The 5232-nt window shown below is 64.7% G+C and carries 5 protein-coding genes and 1 pseudogene; 2 read left to right on the top strand and 4 right to left on the bottom strand.

Annotation, left to right across the window (positions count from 1 at the left end):
- Window positions 1-71 precede the first annotated feature (71 nt).
- Window positions 72-883: pseudogene (locus ACFE99_RS19840) on the top strand (HD-GYP domain-containing protein); the annotation flags it as partial.
- 260 nt (window positions 884-1143) lie between these two features.
- Here the strand turns inward: ACFE99_RS19840 and ACFE99_RS19845 are convergent.
- From ACFE99_RS19845 to glnA, 4 genes are all read right to left on the bottom strand, one after another.
- A complete protein-coding gene (locus ACFE99_RS19845; RefSeq protein WP_375488137.1) occupies window positions 1144-1701 on the bottom strand; it encodes a DoxX family protein in 558 nt (185 codons plus the stop codon).
- Window positions 1702-1900: 199 nt separating this feature from the next.
- Window positions 1901-2356 carry a MerR family transcriptional regulator gene (locus ACFE99_RS19850; RefSeq protein WP_375488138.1) on the bottom strand — a complete coding sequence of 152 codons (456 nt, stop codon included), beginning with the start codon at window positions 2354-2356 and terminating at the stop codon, window positions 1901-1903.
- A complete protein-coding gene (locus ACFE99_RS19855) occupies window positions 2353-2697 on the bottom strand; it encodes a hypothetical protein (RefSeq protein ID WP_375488139.1) in 345 nt (114 codons plus the stop codon). Before ACFE99_RS19855 ends, ACFE99_RS19850 begins: the two co-directional genes overlap by 4 nt.
- A 321-nt stretch (window positions 2698-3018) precedes the next feature.
- A complete protein-coding gene (gene glnA, locus ACFE99_RS19860) occupies window positions 3019-4455 on the bottom strand; it encodes a type I glutamate--ammonia ligase (protein ID WP_375488144.1) in 1437 nt (478 codons plus the stop codon).
- A gap of 198 nt (window positions 4456-4653) precedes the next feature.
- On the opposite strand from glnA, the gene ACFE99_RS19865 reads away from it, so the two are divergent.
- Window positions 4654-5121, top strand: a complete 468-nt coding sequence (locus ACFE99_RS19865; RefSeq protein ID WP_375488140.1) for an RDD family protein — start codon at window positions 4654-4656, stop codon at window positions 5119-5121.
- Window positions 5122-5232 lie beyond the last annotated feature (111 nt).

The following is a 5232-nucleotide window of genomic DNA, read 5'->3' on the forward strand; positions in this document are numbered from 1 at the left end:
CCGATGACGAGCGCCGCGACGATTCGGCCGGGTTAACTCCCGAATCGTTACGTGCGCGGCAGAATCGATAGATGGCGTGCCAGCCTGACGATCCTGCCCCGCGCGGGTGGGGGCTGCCGAGTCGTGCCGAGGTGCTCGCCGCGCTGTCGGTAGCGATCGACCTCGGCCTGGGTCAACCCAGCGAGCACATGCTTCGCGCGGCGCTCATCGGCACAAGGATCGCCGATCGGCTAGGCTCAACCGGAACCAGCGTGACTGCACCTACTACACGAACCTTGTGATGTGGATCGGGTGTCACGCCGACTCCCACGAATACGCGCGATGGTTCGGCGATGACATCGCGGTGCGCCGTGATTCCGCGCTGGTTGACTGGGCGGGCTTGCCTTATCTGCGGTTCTTACTCAGCCACGTAGCCCGCGGTGAGCCGTTGATGCGCAGGCTGACCGTCATGGCGGCGCTGTTCGCCAACGCCCGCGGCCACCTGGCCCGTCTGGTCCGATCGCACTGTGCATCGGCGACGTTGCTGGCCCAGCGCATCGGTTTGGGTCCTGATGTGCGGGCTGCACTGGCGTTTGCTTTCGAGCGCTACGACGGGGGAGGACTGCCCAACGGCGCTCGCGGCGACGACATTCCGCTGCCGATGCGGATTGCTCAGCTCGCCGACATGGCCGAGATTCACCAGCGCGCCTACGGCATCGACGGTGCGGTCGCGATGGCCCGCAGCCGTCGAGGCGGCCAGTTCGACCCACACATCGTCGACGCATTCGTCAAACAACCGGAGCCGATCTTGGCAGGCCCGCCCACCGGCGATGTGTGGGCGGTCGCGTTGCGGGAAGCACCTGACCGCCATCACCGGCTCGACGCGCAGCCGCTGGATGCGATGTCGCCAATGGTCTCGATGCTGGATCGGTAACCCGGCTCGTCGTGTGGTCCCGGGTTTTCCGCGCCGACGACTTTGCGAGCCCGGAACTGAACAAAGCTGCCGTCGCGATGATCAGCCCAGCCGCACCGGCGATGACATGACGTGTTTTCACTTCACTGGAGGGTATTTGTCGAAAACCGTTCCGGTGTAGACGCCGCATCGCGGCGCCAGTCAGGGCTGAAGCAACCAATCCGGTTGCCGGCCAAGGAAGCCGCGGCGCGTCAACGTCCGCGGATCTGGCGATTCCGCCGCAAGCGGTTCCAGAACCCGCCACCACGCCTGCCCTGCCAACCGGCACCGGTGGCGGCAGGTCCGGTTTCGGCAGGCGCGCCTCGCCGGCGGTTCCAGGGCGCCCCGGCACGTCTGCCACCCCAGCCGGCACCGGCACGGCGGCTGTCCAACGCGTAGACGCCTCCGCCGATGAACACCAGCAGCAGAAACGCGAAGCAGTACAGCACTGCGAGCTCACCCTGGTTGACGATCGGCCAAAAGCCATGCGGGAAGTGCTGGGTGAAGTAGGCGACCGCCATCTCCCCGGAGGCCACGAAAGCCGCTACCCGGGTGAACAGCCCCAGCGTGACGAGGGCGCCGGTGACCGTCTCGATCCAGCCCGCGTAATAGAACGGCCACTCGCCGACGGGGACAGTAGGTCCCACCGGCCAGCCGATCAACTTCTGTAGGCCGTGGCAGAGAAACAGCAGTCCCACCACCACGCGGAAAACCGTCAGGGCCACCGGCGTGTACGTCCCGAGCCGGGCCTCCAGGTTGCGCGTCGTCATGCGACGACGATACGGCTACACGTTCCTACACGTCGAAGTACAGCGCGAATTTCGTGCTGGACGTTTAAATCGGTTAGCTGCTTTGACTGTGTTGGAAAGATGCTGGTCATGGCGTTGAGTGCGTTGGTCGCCGAAAGCTGTCGCTAACTCTCCTGCGTACTGGCTGCGTACCGCGACCTGCACGCCGCGAACGCCAACCTCAGCTTGACGATCGACAGGCTTCCTGGTCTGTCACCTGCGGGTGTGTGATCGACAACGGGCAGGAGGGGAATTGGGCACACGCGATGAGGTCCTCGCAGCCAGCGTCCACCGCGGCATTCAAGATGTTTCGGACGGTGTGCAGTTCGGCCAGCTTCGCGTCGATCTCGGCCAACTTGATCTTCGCGCGTGCCCGCAAGCCTTTATCTGGCCGACGGTTTTCGCCGAGCCCGCTGTCTTGCAGCAGGTTCGCGATCTCGTCGAGTGTGAAGCCCAGCCGTTGGGCTGCCTTGATTACCCGCGTCACAGTGACCGTTTCGGGTGGGTAGAGACGGTGACCGCCTAGGGTTCGGTCGGGGCGGTGCAGCAGGCCGCGGCGCTCGTAGTAACGCAGCGTCTGCACGTTGACACCGGCCGCGTCGGCAACCTGGCCGCTGCGGAGTCCGTCCGTGGTCATGCCGCGAGGCGTTCGGCTCGCGCGGTGAACCCGTCGAGGACCGCAATCTGTTCGGGCGGGACCTGCACTTGTAGGTGCAGACCCTGCGGTGCGGGCGACAAGTCGAAGGTGAAAAACGAGCAGCATTGGGTTTCCCGGGCGACCAGGTCCTGCACTCGGGCGGCGATCTCATTACTGCTGCGCAGTGTCAACTGCAGGGTGGTCGGTGCTGGCCGGTCCACCCGAATTACGCAGTCGCGAAAGAGGTCATCGAATTCCGCCAATCGCAGCGGCTGCTGTTCACTGGGCAGGGTGCACGAAGCAGGGCTGATCCAGTTGGGCAGGTCGTAATCGAGGTTCATAGGTTCACGGTAAGCCTGTACCGGGGTACAGGATGCAAGCCGCGCAGGACCAACCGCCGACACATAACGGGCCATCGGTGCAGCGGACCAGCTCGCCGACTGCGGGCATGATGCCAACGTTAGGCGGCCCAAGACGCGCTAGTCGGCCTAAACCGTTGACGGTGCGGGTCCTGTCGATGGGGGCTGACGATGCCCCAGTGCCAGTGGTTGATGCATTAGTAGTACGTCTCGGCGGTAGTGCCGATGCCGATTGGCTCGATGATGGCCCCTGACTGAGGCGCCGCGTTCACGGCGTCGCCGTTGGTCAGAGGGTTAACCGGCTTACACGTCGAAGTACAGCGCGAATTCGTACGGATGCGGCCGAATGTTCACCGGCTCGATCTCGTTCTCGCGCTTGTAGGTGATCCACGTCTCGATCAGGTCGGACGTGAAAACCCCGCCCTCCGTGAGGTATTCGTGATCGGCCTCGAGGCGGTCGATCACCGCGGCCAACGACGTCGGCGCCTGTGGAATATCGGCGGCCTCTTCCGGCGGCAGCTCGTAGAGGTCCTTGTCGACTGGCGCTTGCGGCTCGATCTTCTTCTTGATGCCGTCCAAGCCGGCCATCAGCATGGCCGAGAACGCCAAGTAGGGGTTGCCCGACGAGTCGGGGCAGCGGAACTCCAGCCGCTTGGCCTTGGGGTTCGTGCCGGTGATCGGGATGCGCACACACGCCGACCGGTTGCGCTGGCTGTACACCAGGTTGATCGGGGCCTCGTAGCCGGGCACGAGCCGCTTGTAGGAGTTGACGGTCGGGTTGGTGAACGCCAGCAGCGACGGCGCGTGGTGCAAGATGCCACCGATGTAGTGGCGGGCGGTGTCGGACAGCCCGGCGTAGCCCACCTCGTCGTAGAACAGCGGGTCGCCTTCCTTCCACAACGACTGGTGGACGTGCATGCCTGAGCCGTTGTCGCCGAACAGTGGTTTGGGCATGAAGGTGACCGTCTTACCGTGCTGCCACGCCGTGTTCTTGATGATGTACTTGTACAGCTGCAGCTGGTCGGCCGCATGCAGCAGTGTGTTGAACTGGTAATTGATCTCGGCCTGCCCGCCGCTGCCCACCTCGTGGTGGCCCTTTTCCAGGGTGAAGCCGGCGTTGATCAGGTTGGTCAGCATCTTGTCGCGCAGGTCGACGTACTGGTCGTTGGGCGCCACCGGGAAATAGCCACCCTTGGGGCGGACCTTGTAGCCGCGGTTAGGGCTGCCGTCGGTCTCGGTCGCGGCGCCGGTGTTCCACCAGCCCGAGATGGCGTCGACCTCGTAGAACGAACCGTTGATCCGCGAGTCGAAGGACACCGAGTCGAAGATGTAGAACTCGGCCTCCGGGCCGAAGTAGGCGGTGTCGGCGATGCCGGTGCTGATCAGATAGTTCTCCGCCTTGCGCGCCACGTTGCGGGGGTCGCGCGAGTACGGCTCACGGGTGAACGGGTCATGCACGAAAAAGTTGAGGTTCAGCGTCCTGGCTTCGCGGAACGGGTCGATGATCGCCGTGTCGGTGTCAGGCAGCAGATACATGTCCGACTCGTGGATCGACTGGAAGCCGCGGATAGACGAACCGTCGAAGGCCAGCCCGTCGGTGAAAACGCTCTCGTCGCACGCCGAAGCCGGGATTGTGAAGTGCTGCATGATCCCGGGCACGTCGCAGAACCGGACGTCGACGAACTCGATTTTCTCATCCTTGATGAGCTTGATGATGTCGTCGGCCGTCTTTTCGGACACCGAAGCGCTCTCCTTCATTGTGGGCTTGGCGTCTATTGCGGTCATTGAAGCGCTCTCCTTTACTGGCCCTTGCACTGGTGGCCCGACCAGACGCTATGGAGGCCATGTTGCCCAAGGGTCAACCCTATGTTGCGCTGACGTTACGCGCCCCGGTCGTGGGTAACTATCACGGGGTTGGCTCGGCCGTATTGTGGGTCCATGGCCCGCACGATCGCATCGTGGCTTTCCGGCCCGCCGCAGCAGCCAGAATCGGGTCGGCCATCGGGGTACGCCGGTGAGGCGCTGCGCCTGCCCGAGAGCGGGCCGGGTTCGTTGGCCCGGATGGGCCGCCGGTTGGCAGCGCTGCTGGTCGACTGGATGATTGCCTATGGCCTGGCCGCGCTCGCGATGACGTTCGGCTGGGTGACGCCGGCGTCGCTGTCGACCGCCGTGCTGGTGATTTGGTTTGTCATAGGTGTGGTAGCTGTGCGGCTGTTCGGCTTCACCCCAGGCCAGCTGGCGCTGGGGCTCGGGGTGGTAACCCACAATGGGCGCGCCCATGTCGGGGTTGGTCGCGCAGTAATACGCGGCCTACTGATCGCGGTGGTGGTTCCGCCATTGTTCGTCGACGCCGACGGCCGCGGTCTGCACGACCGGGTGACGGGCACCGCTGTGGTGCGCCGGTGAGTTGGGCGGCGACCCGCTGTGCCCGGCTGCGCCGCGCTTGCGATCGCCGCTGAGTTGGACGGGCGGCTTACTTGCGGCGCACGGTGCGCTGGACACCGCGCAGCTTGCCGG

It is taken from the genome of uncultured Mycobacterium sp., from assembly GCF_964249325.1.
In the GTDB taxonomy this organism is placed as follows: domain Bacteria; phylum Actinomycetota; class Actinomycetes; order Mycobacteriales; family Mycobacteriaceae; genus Mycobacterium.

Excerpts from the sequence above, each read along its gene's own strand:
- ACFE99_RS19850 (WP_375488138.1), bottom strand. The coding sequence starts at position 2,356 with ATGACCACGGACGGACTCCGCAGCGGCCAGGTTGCCGACGCGGCCGGT.
- ACFE99_RS19865 (WP_375488140.1), top strand. The coding sequence starts at position 4,654 with ATGGCCCGCACGATCGCATCGTGGCTTTCCGGCCCGCCGCAGCAGCCA.
- ACFE99_RS19855 (WP_375488139.1), bottom strand. The coding sequence starts at position 2,697 with ATGAACCTCGATTACGACCTGCCCAACTGGATCAGCCCTGCTTCGTGC.
- ACFE99_RS19845 (WP_375488137.1), bottom strand. The coding sequence starts at position 1,701 with ATGACGACGCGCAACCTGGAGGCCCGGCTCGGGACGTACACGCCGGTG.